Below are 15,697 nucleotides of genomic sequence, written 5' to 3' on the forward strand. Positions count from 1 at the left end.
AGGGAATTTGTGGTATCTTTACACATAGGACCAGCGAGGTAACGACAATGAAATTCATACATATTGCAGATGTACACTGGGGCATGAGCCCGGACAGCGATAAGCCCTGGAGCAAGGAGCGGTGCCAGGATATTAAGGATACCTTTGCAAAGGCAGTAACCCAGGCCAGGATCCTGGAGGCCGACTGCCTTTTCATCGCCGGTGACTTATTCCACCGGCAGCCCCTTGCCAAAGATCTAAAGGAAGTAAACTATCTGTTTTCCACCATTCCATCTGTGCATGTGGTCATCATCGCCGGTAACCACGACCGGATCCGGAAAAACTCCGCTCTTTTAAGCTTTACCTGGGCTCCCAATGTGACCTATTTAATGGGAGAGGAACTGGAAAGCGTTTATTTTAAGGAGATCAACACAGAGGTTTACGGTTTCAGCTATTATTCCGCTGAGATTCCGGAAAACCGCCTGGACCACTTAAAAGTGCCTAATAACGGACGGATCCATGTGCTTCTTGGACACGGCGGAGACGCAAACCACATCCCCTTTGATAAGGGGGCTATGGCAAACCTTGACTTTTCCTACATTGCTATGGGCCATATCCACCGGCCGGAGATACTGTTAGAGAACCGGATGGCCTTTGCCGGTTCTTTGGAGCCTCTCGATAAGACGGAGTCCGGGCACCACGGCATGATGGTCGGAGAGATCAATGAGGTGACCCGTGTGGTCTCTTCCTTAAAGTTTATTCCTCTGGCCAAGCTCCAGTACATCTCCCTGGCTGTCAATGTTACCACAGCCACCACCAATACCGAGCTGGCTATGAAAATCACTCAGGAGATACAGAACCGGGGAACAGAAAATATTTTCCGCTTCCGCATCCGGGGAATGAGGGATCCTGATATCTCCTTTGATTTAGACATGCTTTCCACCCGTTTTAAAATTATGGAGATCATTGATGAATCCGAGCCCCAATATGACTTTTCCGCCCTCTTTGCCGAACATTCCAGCGATATGATCGGTTTCTTTATCCAGGCCCTTCAAAAACCGGAGATGAGCCCGGTGGAGAAAAAAGCCCTCTATTACGGCATTCATGCACTGCTTCGCACAACGGACGAAAGGAGCTGATCCCATGAGAATACTTGATATCTACATCAATGGCTTTGGAAAATTCCACGGCAGGAACTTAACCTTTGGGGAAGGGCTCAACATTGTCTATGGAAAGAACGAAGCAGGAAAATCCACCATACATACCTTTATCCGCGGCATGCTTTTCGGCATTGAACGCCAGCGGGGCAGAGCTTCAAAGAACGACCTTTACACCAAATATGAACCCTGGGAAAACAGCGGGACCTACGAAGGGCAGATCCGTCTGGAACACAAGGATCACATCTACCGGATCGAACGTACCTTTCAGAAAAACAAAAAGGAATTTAAGATTGTTGATGAGACGGCGGGACGGGAAATCGAACCTACCAAAGCATTTTTAGATGACCTGTTGTGCGGGCTGAGCGAAACGGCCTATATCAATACAGTGAGCATCGGGCAGTTAAAGAGCGCCACCGATGAGGGTATGGTCTCAGAGCTTAAGAATTACATAGCAAACTTAAATAATACGGGCAACCTTGCCCTCAACATCACTAAGGCCTCTGCATTTTTAAAAGCCCAGAGAAAAGAACTGGAATCTCAGATGGTGCCTGAAGCCGCACGTACCTATACTTCTTTATTAAGTGAGATACGAAATACGGAAAAAGAAATCTCCTCACCGGAATATGAAAACCAGATCACAGAGTATCAGAAGCTCCGCTCGAAAGTAAAGGCTACACTGGAAGAACGGCAGGCGGAAAAGGAAGAACTCATTAAAAAGGTAGCCAGAGGCAGACAGGTTTTAAGCAGCAACCAGTTTACGGACCAGGACTCCATCAATGCTTATTCTGTCAAGGCACAGGAAAACTTTGATGAATATATGGAAGCCAAAGAAGCCTGTAGCAAAAAGCCGAGAAAGGTGTTCTCCATTCTTTCCCTGATCGTTGCAACCATGCTTTTATGCGGCGTGGGAATTCTTTATTATCTGGGAGAATCCAATTACTTTACGGCTTATTACGGGCTGGACCTGCTGCTTCTTATGGGTGTATTCATGGGTGTTGCCATTATCTTTTACCTCATCGGCCTTCTTTTATTTTTAAAGCTGAAACACAGCCAGAAGGATATGGAAATGAGTGCAAAGATATTACAGGAAATCCTTTCCAGACATTTGGGAAATACGGAGATTTCCACGGAAGCCATCCGTGCCTTTCAGGCCAGAATGGCTGAATTTACCCGGTTATGCTCTGCTGTGGTCAAATCAGAAGCTGCAATCACCCAAAAAGCTGCCGAAATCGAACAGCTCCAAAAAAAGCAGGAAGGCTGCGGAGAATTCATTGAAAAGCAGCAAAAAAGCCAATGGGAGCTGGAAAAGAAGCTGGAGCATCTTTCCAACTGTAAGACTCAGGCGGAAGGGCTGAAACACATTTTAGGGGAAAATGACCGGATCAGGGAAGAGATTTCCGCCATTGATCTGGCTCTGGAAACCATGACCAGCCTGTCTTCTTCCATTCGGGATTCCTTTGGCCTGTATTTAAACCGTACCGCATCAGACTTAATCGCAGGAATCACCGGCGGAATCTATACCAGTATGAGCGTGGATGAGAATTTAAATGTATTTTTAAATACAAAAACCAAGCTGGTTCCATTAGAGCAGGTCAGCAGCGGAACCATGGACCAGGTATATTTAGCACTCCGTCTTGCTGCCTCCACCCTAATTCAGGAAGGCAGGGAACGTATGCCATTCATCTTTGATGACAGCTTCGTCCTTTACGATGATGACAGGCTGCGTACCGCTTTAAAATGGCTGGTAGGGACTTACTCGGATCAAATCATTATCTTTACCTGCCATCAGAGAGAGGCTCAGATGCTGACTGCTAATTTGATTCCTTATCATTTGGTGGAAATCTAGATTTGGGAAATAAATTGACTTATAGAAAAAACCGTGATACAGACGTTATCCTGTACCACGGCTTTTTTAATTCTCCTTATTTATAAAAAACTTTAACAAGATTCCAACCATCATACCCGCCAAAGCCGGAACGATCCAGCCAAGCCCCATGGTATAAAGTGGCAGCATTAAAAGGGCTTTCGGAAGCAATATGATTCCTGCCTGTTCCAAAGCGGAAAGAACGCTGACAACACCTGTGAAGCCAACAGAACAAATATAGACGGATCTCCACCTCATTCCATCCCGAAACCCAAAAGAGAGCAGAATCAATACGATCGCCACCGGATAAATGGCGTTTAATACCGGAACCGAGATTTCCAGTATTCTGGTCAGACCTACATTGGAGATAATAAAGCTTACTGCCGCAAATATCAAAGCCCAAACCCGGTATGGGATTCCAGGCACGATGGTACAAAAATACTTGCTGCAGCAGCTGATCAGACCGATGCATGTATTTAAGCAGGCGATAAAAAAGATGGCCGCCAGCATAACAAGTCCCGTATTGCCGTAAAGATAACGCACTGCCTGATTCAGTGTCCGGGCACCATTATCCGCAGGTCCGAAGGCACCTCCGGTTACTGCCCCCACATGAGCCAGCGCACCGTATACAAGAACCAGGATTCCGCCTGCGATAAATCCGGCCTTTATAGTCTCTCCGACTACAACGGATTCCTTTTCTACCCCTATGGCCTTTATGTTTAAGGCTATGACTACTCCAAAGGTCAGGGCTGCCAAGGTATCCATGGTCATGTATCCTTCCAGGAAGCCTTTGATCAGAGGACCTGACCTATATGCCTCTGCCGGTGCTCCATACGTACCTGGCGGGTGTACGGCACAGCCTGCAAAGACCACAACGATCAGCACAAGCAGGCAGGGCGTTAAAATCTTTCCAAGCCTTTGGGTCAATCGGTCCGGATTCAGTGCAACTGCAAAAGCGATGGCAAAAAACACAGCCGAATATAAAAACTGTGCGGCAGGAAAGGGGTCATTTCCCAAAAACGGCACCACTGCCATCTCAAAAGAGGTACTCGCCGTTCTTGGGATTGCAAGACATGGCCCGATGGATAAATAATTAAGCAGCGTAAAGACAAAGGCAAATTTTGGATGCACCCGCTCTGCAAGCTCATAAAATCCTCCGGACCTTGCTACGGCAACCACACCCAGTACGGGAAATCCTATTGCTGTTATCCCAAAACCAATCATGGCTGTCCATGTGTGTGAGCCAGCCAGCGAACCTAAAAAGGGCGGAAAAATAAGATTTCCCGCCCCAAAAAACATGGAGAAAAGTGTCAGGCCAATTAACATCAGCTTTTGACTGGATAATTTTTCCATCTTCCCACCCCAAATTACCTGTCACCGGAGCGGTAGCGTTCCAGTACCCGGTTAATTCTGGTCGTCGGGTTCAAAAGATCGCTTAAAGAAGCATCATGATTCAAATTATCTATAATCAGTGCGATGTATTTGCTCATATCCACATCGATATAATACGGTCTTGAGAGAAGGTCCGGTGTCTGATATACCAGGTTGGTGGTGAGTATACGGTCAATAAAACCATTCTCATAATATTCATCAAACTTTGCAAGGCCGTTGGTGAAAAGACCGAAGGTGGCACATACAAAAACCTTTCTTGCTTTTCTTCTCTTCAACTCCTTTGCTACATCAAGCATGCTTTCACCGGAAGAAATCATATCATCCACAATGATCACATCCTTGCCTTCCACACTGCTTCCTAAGAATTCGTGGGCAACGATAGGATTGCGTCCATTGACGATCTGGGTATAATCACGGCGTTTGTAGAACATACCCATATCAAGTCCCAGCACATTGGCAAAGTATACTGCACGTCCCATACCGCCTTCATCAGGGCTGATTACCATCATGTGGTCACTGTCAATCTCCAGTTCCTTCTCGTTCTTTAAAAGGTGTTTGATAAACTGATAAATCGGCTGAACGGTTTCAAATCCTTTTAAGGGGATGGCATTCTGCACTCTTGGGTCATGAGCATCAAAGGTTATGATGTTCTCAACCCCCATATTCACCAGTTCCTGGAGTGCCAGCGCGCAGTCCAAAGACTCTCTGCTGGATCTTTTATGCTGTCTGCTTTCATATAAAAAAGGCATGATCACATTGATGCGGCGGGCTTTTCCTGCAGAAGCTGCAATGACACGTTTCAAATCCTGAAAATGATCATCCGGGGACATATGATTGATCATGCCGCTTAAGGAATAGGTCAGGCTGTAATTGCACACATCAACCATGAAATACAGGTCATCGCCACGTATGGATTCCTGCAAAGTACCTTTCGCCTCTCCGGTTCCAAATCTTGGTGTGCTGGCACCGACCAGGTAAGTATCCCTCTGATAGCCTGAAAAAGCTATGGTAGACTTGTGCTCGCTTTCCCGCTCATGTCTCCATTCAACCAGGTAATCATTTACCTTATCGCCCAAAGCCTTGCAGCTTTTTAAGGGAATCAGGCCAAGAGGGCCAACCGGAATGGTTTCTATCGTTTTCTCTTCGTAAAGCATTCTTCTCTCCTCCAACGTATCTAAATACAATGCAACGTTTCTTTTATATCATTATGTACGGAAATAGTCAAGTTAATCGGCCCTTTTTGCCTTCTTTCTTATGCGGATATCATCTCCGTAAAGGGGAATAACCGTATAACGGCTGATAAGCCTTGACGTAACCCGCTCTGTATACCGGTCCCTCAGTTCATTCATGGGATGATTGGTGGATATAATGGTCGACCTTGAGGAATTAAGCCGCTCATTGATGCAGTAAAACAGCTCCGACGATGTAAAGCTGTTATTAAGCTCTGTTCCCAGATCATCGATGATCAGCAGATCACAGTCCAGTATGTACTGGTACATTCCCTTCATATCCTCTTCATCCTGATAATCAAACCTGTTTTTTGAAAATACTTCAAACAAGTCATTGGCAGACAAATAGATGACAGAATAATACTGGTCGATCAGTTCCTTTGCAATGCAGTTGGTCAGAAAGGTCTTTCCCACACCGGTAGGCCCGGTTAATAAAAGATTGCCCCGTTCTTTGGAAAATTCCAATGCAAACTTTTTACAGGTTTCCGCCACTTGCTCCATATATTCCTTTACGGTCCGGTTTAAGTGGGGGATCACTCTGGTATTGTCAAAATATTCCGTGGAAAAAGTAGTAAAGTTCTCCACTGCCACGATCTGTTCGATATTTGACTGGGCATAGAGGTATCTCATCTCAGACTGGCGGAAGCAATGGCACTTGACGCCGTCTGCATATCCGGTATCCCTGCAGTCCGGGCACCGGTACTGCATATCCATATAATCAGCAGTAAATCCTGCGGATTTTAACAGTACGCTCTTTTGCTCTCTCAAATCTGCAATCTCGTCCCGCAGTTCCTTTAAGGCTTCCTTATCCCCTCCCAGCAGTCTCCGGGCGCAGGCCACTGCCCTTGTGCTGATGGACTGGTCCAGTTCCTTTATCACCGGTATCTTTTGATATACCTCTGCAATCCGTTCTTCCTGTTCATGACGGTTCTTAAGCTGCTGCTGCCCGTAAGCCCTCATGATGGCGTCGTACTGTGAATTGCTCAGCGCCATAATTACCTCCGTTCTGTCTGATCCTATCTGTAAATACTATTGCTGCTTCGTAAGCTCTTCAAGTATGAGTGCATCATAATCAATCTCTCTTTGAGGAAAATTCTGAAATTGATTCTGTCCGGCTCTTCCCTTTGAAGGAGAATTCTGTTTGTAACCGCTGCCATCGGGTGACGGCTTCTTTCCGTTCTTTATATCCCCGTTCTTTACACGGTCCGCATACTGCTCGTCCAGCTTCTTAATCTCTTCCAGGGTTCTCACTCCCGCCTTTTTCCAGCCTTCCAGTATCTTATCCGCATACTGGAAGCTTGGGGTGTGGGTCGCAGACAGAGTACGGTTGCATGCCTCGAGCACGATCTCTCTGGTGAACCCATAAGTGCGGAACCACCGGTCCATAAATCCCCGCTCCATATCCCCGGGTTTTCTGTCATTTAACCCAAAGGCCCTCATAACGGCATAGGAATCCTTGGAAACGGAAATCGCGCTGCTTTTTGCTTCCTCAATGGTACCGATCCCTTTTTCATGCCAGCTGATGGCAACCGTCTCAATGTAACGGATGCTGGAGTGGCCCCCCTGGACACAATACTCCACCACATATTCCAACAGCTCCGCAGACATATGCAGACCATCATAAAGGTAAGCAAATACTTCACACTCTCTCTGGGTGAAGACCTTATTCATATACTTTTGAGCAATATAAAGGAGCTGGGAAAAATCCTCATCTCCTGCAAGCCCGCTTATCTTCTCCGGGGTGTATACCGTCCGCCTGGCAGGTACTTCCGGATTCTTTAAAACCACCGGAACACTTCCGGAACAGGCTGTCTCCGATACGGCAGGAGATGGCTCCGGCTTTACCAAAACCTCTTCGAAAAGGACCCCGGCCTTCTTCCAGTAAGCCAGCGCCCGTGTCACATCCGCCTCCGTATGGTTTAATGCATCCGCAATCATGGATACAGTCACATCCTCTCCTTCATGACGCATGAGGAATAAATACTCTTTGATGTACTCTCCATTGGCCGAAGCCATATATTCATCTATGAAATCGTTGGATATTACCGTTGCGCTGATCCTTAAACTGCTCTTTACATTCACTGCCATAACCTCACCTTTTTATCATGCTCTTATCATACCACAGGTCATCAGAAAAGAAAATAGGTCCAGTTATCCACCAAATAAATTGTGGAAACTGTGGATAATGTGGAAATCAGGTATACATAATCTGGATTTCTTTCTCCAATCGTGTCGATTTGCTGATAAAATCGTGTTTTTTTAAATTGTGAGATTTTAAATTATGTAAATCAAAAAATCCACATAGCTTCTTAACATAAAATGTTGAAAACTATGTGGATAATGTTGATAACTATATTCCCAACAAGGTTTCCCCCACTTTTACAATGTCTCCGGCTCCCATAGTTATCAACAAATCACCGTGTATACAATTTTCCAAAATAAATGTTTCGATCCCTTCAAAGGAAGGGATATAATGGGCTTTTACCCCTTTTTTCTCGATTCTCTCTGCAATATCACTGGAACTGATCCCCAAATTGTCGGTTTCCCGTGCAGCGTAGATGTCGGCCAGTATAACTTCGTCGGCCAGCGACAAAGCGTCTGCAAAATCGTCCAGAAACGCTTTTGTTCTGGTATAAGTATGAGGCTGGAATACCACCCAGAGCTTTCTATGTGGATAATGCTTTGCTGTTTCCAGCGTTGCCCGGATTTCCTGTGGATGATGAGCATAATCGTCAATGACTGTTACACCGGAAACCTCCCCTTTCTTTTCAAAGCGGCGGTTTGTTCCGGTAAAACGTTTCAGACCCTTTTTAATCATCTCCAGGGATATCCCCAGTTCCGCACAAACGGCTGCCGCTGCCAGCGAGTTATACACATTATGCTCTCCCGGTACGCCCAGGGTGACAGTATCTACCACAACGCTGTCTATTATTAAGTCATAGGTAGCTCTTGCAAAATCATCGAACCGGATATTTTCCGCCTGATATCTGCTTTTGCGGCTTTTTCCAAATGTGATGACCTTACAGGAAAGCCCTTCTATAATCTCTTCCATATTTTCAATGTCCTGATTGATCACCAGCCAGCCCTTTTCCGGTACCTTTTCTGCAAACAGACGGAAAGAACGGCGAATGTCTTTAATGTCCTTAAAGAAGTCCAGATGATCTGCTTCTATATTTAATATCACTGCAGTCGTGGGGAAAAAGGATAAGAAGCTGTTGGTATATTCACACGCCTCTGTTACAAATAAATCCGGACCTCCCACACGAATGTTGCCGCTGATGGAATTTAAGATTCCGCCGACGGAAATGGTTGGATCCGTATCTGCAGATAAGAGTATCTCCGTGATCATAGATGTCGTGGTGGTCTTTCCGTGAGTTCCGGAAATCGCAATGGCGTTCGCATAATTCTTCATGATCTGGCCAAGAAGCTCTGCTCTGGTCAAAATCGGAAGTCCCTTTTCACTCGCTCTTACGAACTCAGGATTATCCGGGTGTACGGCTGCTGTATATACGACTACATCAATATCATCGGTAATATTTTCCTCACGCTGTCCATATGCCACTTTGGCGCCCTTTGTTTCCAAATGGCGTGTAAGATCTGATTCATGTGCATCTGATCCCGTTACAGTAAAACCTTCATCAATGAGGATTTCTGCCAGTCCGCTCATGCTGATTCCGCCGATTCCGATAAAATGAATTGCCTCTGGTTTATTAAAATCAATCTGATACATGTTTTTTCCATCCTTAATTTTGTATTCGGTATATTTAGATACTTCCACTTACTTTTACTGCTTTTTTTTTGGAAAGTCAACTGCTTTCTTCTTTATTATATAGGAAAGCCTGGAGAAAATCTACAATAGAATCACAATCAAAAAAATGCACCTTACAGATTTTATGACCTGTAAAGTGCTATTTATGACACGTATTATAAGGACCTGCCTGCCTCCTGAGGTTTCCCGTCCGTTATGGTCGCTTCAACCGCGGAGGAAATCATGTAAATCATTTCCTTAAAGCTGCGAAATGGAAGCTGCGCCTTTCCTTCCCGCCAGTAAAGGATTCCCTGCCAGGTAAAATGTTCCATAAACATAATTTTAACGGTAAAAGTAACCTTTTGTCCCATTCGTTTCAATGTGTCCGCTGCGTCACTGGAAATAATCCTGCTGTAATTAATGCCAAATGGGGATTCTGACTCCTCTGTCATGCTTATTTCCATATATTTCCCGCCGGGATCTAAAAATTCTACTCCGGAAATTGCAGGGTGGTTCAGCACCTGCAGAATTTCAACGGCCTTTCCCTCCTGGCTCCCTCTTAAAACTGCATCCGCCAGGAGGATAAACTGGAGCCCGCTTTCAAATAACTGCTTCTGCTTTCCGTCATCCCAAAGTATGGTTCCCTGCCAGCTGGCATGATAGCGGAATCGGAGGTAAATATGAATGGTATGCAGCTTTCCTTTTTTCTCTGCCTTCTTCACACTCCGCATCTGAAAAGCCTCAGGAGACGTTCCCGGCAGATTCCGCATCTGAAAGGTCTGCTTTGGTGCTCCTACGGAATCAAACAGGCGATCCATATTTATAATCATTTCTGCAAAGCTGCCAAACTGGACGCCCAGAGAATTGTCTCCCTGAAAGATCACGCCCCTAATATCCCAGTCGTCGTAAGAATCCACTGCGATTGTTAAATACCGGTCCATTTCACTGACTCCACTCATTCTTCCAATTGCCATCACTTTCACCGCTGTCCTTTTAAGATATATTATATTATAAACAATCCCGGTTACATTTGGGTTACATTTTTTATTATTTATAAAATCTTTTATATCAAATGTAACTTTACGGTAAAAAAGATGAAAAGGGTACAAAAAAACTCCTGCAGATTCCTATCTACCAGGAGTTTTCATATGAATTTATTCTTATTCTGACAAAAAACGGCCAAAGATCACATGCTTACAGCGGTTTAAAACATTTATCAAAAGATTGCCCAGAACCCCAATGGCCAGGAGCTCACCGATTCCTACCGTAATCATTGCATACCAGATCAAATCTTCTGAGCCGTAAGCGAAGCGAAGCACCCAGGGAATAATAATGGTATTTGCCAATATCGGAGGCACACACACCAACCACTGATTTTTTCTCAGCTTGTAAGAACCAATGGCTCCTATCAGAGTTGCAAGACTGCCGAAAATTACGTCAAGGGTTGCTGCTCCGCACAAAAAATTAGACAGCAGACATCCGATAAATAAGCCTGGAATTGCAGCTGGGGTAAAAAACGGAAGAACACACAGGATTTCTGATATCCGAAACTGGACGGGCCCGAAGCTGATCGGCGCAAAAACCATGGTCAGCACGGTGTAGATGGCAGCAATTGCTGCGGAAAAAACCATAAAGTAGGTCTTTTCTGATGTTTTGTAATTCATATTTTTTTCTCCTTTAGTTTTGTTTTACAAGTGGAAGGTCACGAACACTTGAAATATTTTCCTGAAAGTGCCTGTTTATCAGGGTTTCAGCATGTATTACTATAACTCATGCAGAATCAAAATGCAAGTCCCACACCATTTTTACACCCCTTTTTTATCTGAACAAATCAAAAGCCACTTCTAAGCCTGAATCAGCCTGTTTCCACTTCACAAGATTTTTATAGATTTCTCTTTTAACTTCCATACTATCACCGTTTTGCCTTCCTATACAATAATATAACCAATATTTACCTGTCCTCAACCACTATTTGCGGAATCCTTATGACACAAACGGACACAACTTTGACTCAACTCTGTATAAACGCAAGCAACCTTTTGTAAAAAACAAGAGTCATCCCCTGCCCTTAAAAAGGCAGGAAATAACTCTCTGCAAACTGACAGGAAATCCACCTGAATGAAGTTTGTCTTTAAGTGTGAAAGGTTCTTAACACACCCACGGCACTTTTCCAAATCTACTTATAAACAGACGTAAAATTTACAAGTTCCACGTCATGGTCTGCAAACCACTGTTTTACAGCAGGATCACAGGCCGCCTGCAAATCCCTGCATCTGGCAGTTGTAAGGGAGGAATGATCCAGAATATAGCCATCTACATAACCGGGGTGAAGATGGATGATATTGTATTCAAAAGGGCTGTTAAGAATTCCGAACCGGTCTTCCAAAAAGTCCTCCGGTGTACAGCCTCTGTTTATAATATCCATGGCAAGGGGATTCTTAAGCATAATTTCATGAACCGGATGCCAGCGCTCTGTCTCCACCTCAGGCTCTGTCATGCAATGGACCTGAAACTCCGTGGCTGCCTGATGAAAGGCTTCACGAATGCTTTTATTAATCACCGAATGTCCTTCAAAATGATTGGGAACATGTCCGGTCAGTTCTTTAAAACGGTTGATCTGGGCAACCGTTTCTTTATAACAGTCTTCTGCCGTCACCACGACCTCTCCCACACATTTTTCATCGGATTTATCCTCCCTTTTCCACATGAAGGAACGGTAAAACCGGCCTTCTTCATCAACCAGGGAGGGAATAGCTTCTGGCTGACTCACAGGTCTGCCATGCACAAAGTTCGTATGAAGAACCAGATTTGCCTCCGGTACTTCCTGTTTTGCCAGCCTTATTCCATGAGAAGCCGCCTCCATATTGCTCATTAGAGAGAGGACCGTTACAATCCCTTCCCTGTATGCCTTTACCGCTCCGTAATTATAACCTTCGCTAAAGCCGAAATCATCGGCTGATACAATCAGCTTTTTACTCATGCAGCATCTCCTCCTGTGCCCATTCTTTTAAAAATTCCGGATTAAAAACTGATCCCTCTTTCCTATCGTACACCTTTATGCCGGAAACATAGGTCGCCGCTGCCCGGTAGTCATCGGTTATGACTGTAAAGTCAGCATCTTTTCCTGGTTTTATGGAACCTTTCTCTTTGTCAAACCCATATTTCCGGCATGGATTGTAAGAAAACATGGGCCACACGGTTTCCATTGGCATTCCAAGAGTTTCTATAAGGACCCGGATTCCATAAAGTACAGGCTGGCTGGAACCCATCAGCCGTCCGGTATCTGTAAGAACAAATCCCTCCTCAGATACGTTGATCGCCATTCCCGGTTCAAATCCTTTATAGCTGCCGGCCGGAGCACCGGAAAATGGCGTACAGTCAGATATCATCATAAAATGCTCCGGCTTCTTTATCCGAAAGTATATCCTTAACATCTCCGGGCAGATATGCATTCCGTCACAGATGACTTCACTTGCCACGTCGTCATTGAGAAGCGCCGCACCCAAACCGCCCACGTCCCGGTGGTGCATACCGGTCATAACATTTCCTGTATGGGTCGATACGGAAAATCCCCTTTTATATGCGTTTGCGGCCTCTTCATAGTTGGCGTCACTGTGCGCAAGGGCAAGGGTGATTCCTTCGGATAAGAAATAGTCAATCAAAGGGCCGGTTCCTGGTATCTCGGGCGCCAGAGCAACCAGTTTTAAAAGGCCCTTTCCATCCGATACCATCTGCTTTGCCGTCTCAATAGATACCTCCGGCCATCCCGTCCTGATTCCTTTTTCTCCCGTCCGGTTCAGCCAGGGGCCTTCACTGTGAATCCCCAGAATCCTGGCACCTTCCATATGCTCTGCTGCCGCATCTGCCACAGCAGAGATCATGGAACGTTCTGCTGTGGGAAACACCGCAGTGATCCCCTGAGAAGCACAGCCTTTTAAATATCCGGCGATTGTTTCCTTTGTCCCTTTTTCCATCAGCCCATAGCCGCAGGTTCCGTGATTGTGCGTATCGAAAATTCCAGGGATCAGTCTCATGTTTCCATAATCAATTACATCGTCTCTGTCGGTCCTGGCTGAGAACTGACAGAACCTTCCGTCCTCGATGACCAGAAATCCGTCCTTTACCCCATCCTCCATATAGATTCTTTTTGATTTAACGATCATACACTGTCCTTTCTCAATCAGAAGATACCAATAAAAGCACCGATAAAGGAAATTGCAAAAATACCGATGATCAGCTGTACCGGCCGTCTTCCTTTCTTTATAAGGCGCATGAGGAAAAGTACAAGAATAATACTTAAAATCCCCGGAAAGATGGAATTTAACACATCTGCCACAACTACAGAGGTCTCACCCATATGAATCGTCCAGTTAAGAGGAACATTGACAACGCCGGCAGTCATGGCTCCCACCATCATTACTCCCAAAATAGAAGCAGATTTTTTAAGAGCCGGCATCAGCCCGGAGCTGAACACCTGATCAATAAATGAGGTTCCGTAAATGTATCCAAATTTCACACAGAAAAACTTTAATACCGACTGGGTCACTCCGTAAAGCAGAATAAAAATGGGTACTCCTACAAAGTTCCCCTGAGAGCAAAGCCCGATGGCAACTCCGGCAGCGATGATCCGCAGGCAGTTAAAGAACAGGGAATCAAACATACCGGCGGTGGGTCCCATCAAAGCTGCCTTAATGCTGTCAATGGTCTTGCCGTCTACGGAATTTTTCTCCTTATGTTCTTTTTCCATGGCATAGGATAATCCGGCAATAAAAGAGAACGGAACTGCATGAGTGTTGAAAAAGTTCTGATGCCGTGTATAGGCTTCTTTTTTTGCTTCTTCATCATCCTTATAAATCTCTTCAATGGCAGGCTGCATGGTAGCTGTAAAACCATTGGCCTCCATTTTTGTCATATTAAAAGACAGAAAGGTTAAATGGGAACGGATGAACATGGATCTCAATACCTTTTTTTCTGTACTGTTTAAGATTCTTTTTTCCATTTAGAAGAAATCCTCCTCTTCCTCAGAAAGCTTCCCCTCAGAAGCCGTCTTCATATTTCTGATATCAATCAGCTGCTTTTCGTAGAAGAACATGGTAATTGCAATTGCTGCACCGATGATGGCAATGGACAACGAATCCATTTTCAAAATTTTTGCAAGAATATATCCCACAAAGAAGAAACTTGCTACCTCCTTTGACCAGATCATAGAAATCAGGATTGCAAAACCGACGGCAACCATCATGCTGGAGGCGGCGGTCAGACCTGTCATGAAAAATGGAGGAAGTGCATTCAGTGCCTGATTCAATCCGGTAACTCCATATGCAATTCCAAGGAAAATAACGAGAACATTGGGCAGCGGATAAATAAGTCCTGAGAAAATAAGGTTCTGTGCAAGAAAGCTGCGCGGAGATCCGTTTACTGCAAGCCTTTCCCAATAAGGCGCCAGGGCGGAGCTGACAGACATTAATACATTGGATAAAGAAGCCATAATCGTTCCAATCGGAAGCGCGATGGCAAGACCGGTTTCTACATCAGAACCGGTTAAAATGGTATAGCATACGGCAACGATGCTGGCGGAAAGCGCATCTGCCGGAATCGATCCTCCAATGGCTGAAATCCCCATAAATATGGATTCCAGGGAGGCTCCCATGATGATACCTGTATGAAAATCGCCCAGCAAAAGCCCCAGGATCGGAGCCACCACTATGGGGCGGTTCACACACTGCCAGGATAATATATAGGGATCCATGACAAAGAAAAACCAATAAGCAAGAGTACCAATGATTGCTACTGACATAACAGACATCTGCTTTTCCTCCTTAACTCAATACGTTTAAAAGATCCTCCGGGGTATCATCCGGAACCGTCTGGTAATTACATTTGATGCCTGTTTCCGCCACCTTTCTTAATTCCATGGCTTCACTTTCATATGCGTATAAATTTTTCCGGTATGTTTTTCTCGGCTCTCCGTCTTCCTTTGATGCAACCCTTCCATAGTTGCCTATGTTTACCAATGGAATACCCGGCACCTCTGTTACTACCTTAAGAAGGGCAGAGGGATTGCTGACGATCACCAGGATCTTATGATCCGCCGCCTTTGGATTTTTTAAAAGCTCAATGGACGCCTCCACACTCTTAATCGCAGTTTTCGCCGTAGCCGGGGCCGCCATCATCAAAGACTTCTGAATCAGCGGATTTGCTGCCGCCTCATCATCGGCTACCACAATCCGGTCTACTCCTGTATGCTGGGACCATTTAATCGCTACCTGTCCGTGAATCAATCGTTCATCAAGTCTTACCATTACAATCATAGCTTTTCTCTCCT

Annotated in this window: 14 protein-coding genes; 2 read left to right on the forward strand and 12 right to left on the reverse strand. The window is 45.2% G+C overall.

Annotated features, from left to right (window positions below; all coding sequences use genetic code 11):
* Window positions 1-47 precede the first annotated feature (47 nt).
* Complete coding sequence (locus ACLTWA_RS18455; RefSeq protein ID WP_412329373.1) at window positions 48-1,118, forward strand: metallophosphoesterase family protein; 1,071 nt, start codon at window positions 48-50, stop codon at window positions 1,116-1,118.
* Between the two features lie 4 nt (window positions 1,119-1,122).
* Window positions 1,123-2,985 carry an ATP-binding protein gene (locus tag ACLTWA_RS18460; RefSeq protein WP_412329374.1) on the forward strand — a complete coding sequence of 621 codons (1,863 nt, stop codon included), beginning with the start codon at window positions 1,123-1,125 and terminating at the stop codon, window positions 2,983-2,985.
* Window positions 2,986-3,051: 66 nt separating this feature from the next.
* Here the strand turns inward: ACLTWA_RS18460 and brnQ are convergent, their stop codons facing one another.
* From brnQ to ACLTWA_RS18520, 12 genes are all read right to left on the reverse strand, one after another.
* Window positions 3,052-4,356 carry a branched-chain amino acid transport system II carrier protein gene (brnQ, locus tag ACLTWA_RS18465; protein ID WP_412329375.1) on the reverse strand — a complete coding sequence of 435 codons (1,305 nt, stop codon included), beginning with the start codon at window positions 4,354-4,356 and terminating at the stop codon, window positions 3,052-3,054.
* Window positions 4,357-4,370: 14 nt separating this feature from the next.
* Window positions 4,371-5,549 (reverse strand): ribose-phosphate pyrophosphokinase, encoded by a 1,179-nt coding sequence (locus ACLTWA_RS18470; protein ID WP_412329376.1) that lies wholly within the window; start codon window positions 5,547-5,549, stop codon window positions 4,371-4,373.
* A gap of 72 nt (window positions 5,550-5,621) precedes the next feature.
* Complete coding sequence (locus tag ACLTWA_RS18475; RefSeq protein ID WP_412329377.1) at window positions 5,622-6,617, reverse strand: ATP-binding protein; 996 nt, start codon at window positions 6,615-6,617, stop codon at window positions 5,622-5,624.
* Window positions 6,618-6,653: 36 nt separating this feature from the next.
* Complete coding sequence (locus ACLTWA_RS18480; protein ID WP_412329378.1) at window positions 6,654-7,712, reverse strand: DnaD domain protein; 1,059 nt, start codon at window positions 7,710-7,712, stop codon at window positions 6,654-6,656.
* A gap of 262 nt (window positions 7,713-7,974) precedes the next feature.
* Window positions 7,975-9,354, reverse strand: a complete 1,380-nt coding sequence (murC, locus tag ACLTWA_RS18485; protein ID WP_412329379.1) for a UDP-N-acetylmuramate--L-alanine ligase — start codon at window positions 9,352-9,354, stop codon at window positions 7,975-7,977.
* A 194-nt stretch (window positions 9,355-9,548) separates the two neighbouring features.
* Window positions 9,549-10,346, reverse strand: a complete 798-nt coding sequence (locus tag ACLTWA_RS18490; protein WP_412329380.1) for a hypothetical protein — start codon at window positions 10,344-10,346, stop codon at window positions 9,549-9,551.
* A 186-nt stretch (window positions 10,347-10,532) separates the two neighbouring features.
* Entirely contained in the window at window positions 10,533-11,036 is a 504-nt protein-coding gene (locus ACLTWA_RS18495; RefSeq protein ID WP_412329381.1) for a QueT transporter family protein, read from the reverse strand.
* A 512-nt stretch (window positions 11,037-11,548) separates the two neighbouring features.
* Window positions 11,549-12,352, reverse strand: coding sequence for a ChbG/HpnK family deacetylase (locus tag ACLTWA_RS18500; protein ID WP_412329382.1), 804 nt, complete (start codon window positions 12,350-12,352; stop codon window positions 11,549-11,551).
* Complete coding sequence (locus tag ACLTWA_RS18505; protein ID WP_412329383.1) at window positions 12,345-13,535, reverse strand: N-acetylglucosamine-6-phosphate deacetylase; 1,191 nt, start codon at window positions 13,533-13,535, stop codon at window positions 12,345-12,347. Before ACLTWA_RS18505 ends, ACLTWA_RS18500 begins: the two co-directional genes overlap by 8 nt.
* Before the next feature lie 17 nt (window positions 13,536-13,552).
* The gene (locus tag ACLTWA_RS18510; RefSeq protein ID WP_412329384.1) at window positions 13,553-14,371 is read right to left on the reverse strand and encodes a PTS system mannose/fructose/sorbose family transporter subunit IID; all 819 of its coding nucleotides are present in this window, start codon (window positions 14,369-14,371) and stop codon (window positions 13,553-13,555) included.
* The gene (locus ACLTWA_RS18515) at window positions 14,372-15,178 is read right to left on the reverse strand and encodes a PTS mannose/fructose/sorbose/N-acetylgalactosamine transporter subunit IIC (protein WP_412329385.1); all 807 of its coding nucleotides are present in this window, start codon (window positions 15,176-15,178) and stop codon (window positions 14,372-14,374) included. It abuts the gene before it with no gap.
* 13 nt (window positions 15,179-15,191) lie between these two features.
* Entirely contained in the window at window positions 15,192-15,683 is a 492-nt protein-coding gene (locus tag ACLTWA_RS18520; protein ID WP_412329386.1) for a PTS system mannose/fructose/N-acetylgalactosamine-transporter subunit IIB, read from the reverse strand.
* Window positions 15,684-15,697: the final 14 nt, after the last annotated feature.

The organism is Lacrimispora sp. (assembly GCF_046972725.1).
Taxonomy (GTDB): Bacteria; Bacillota; Clostridia; order Lachnospirales; family Lachnospiraceae; genus Lacrimispora.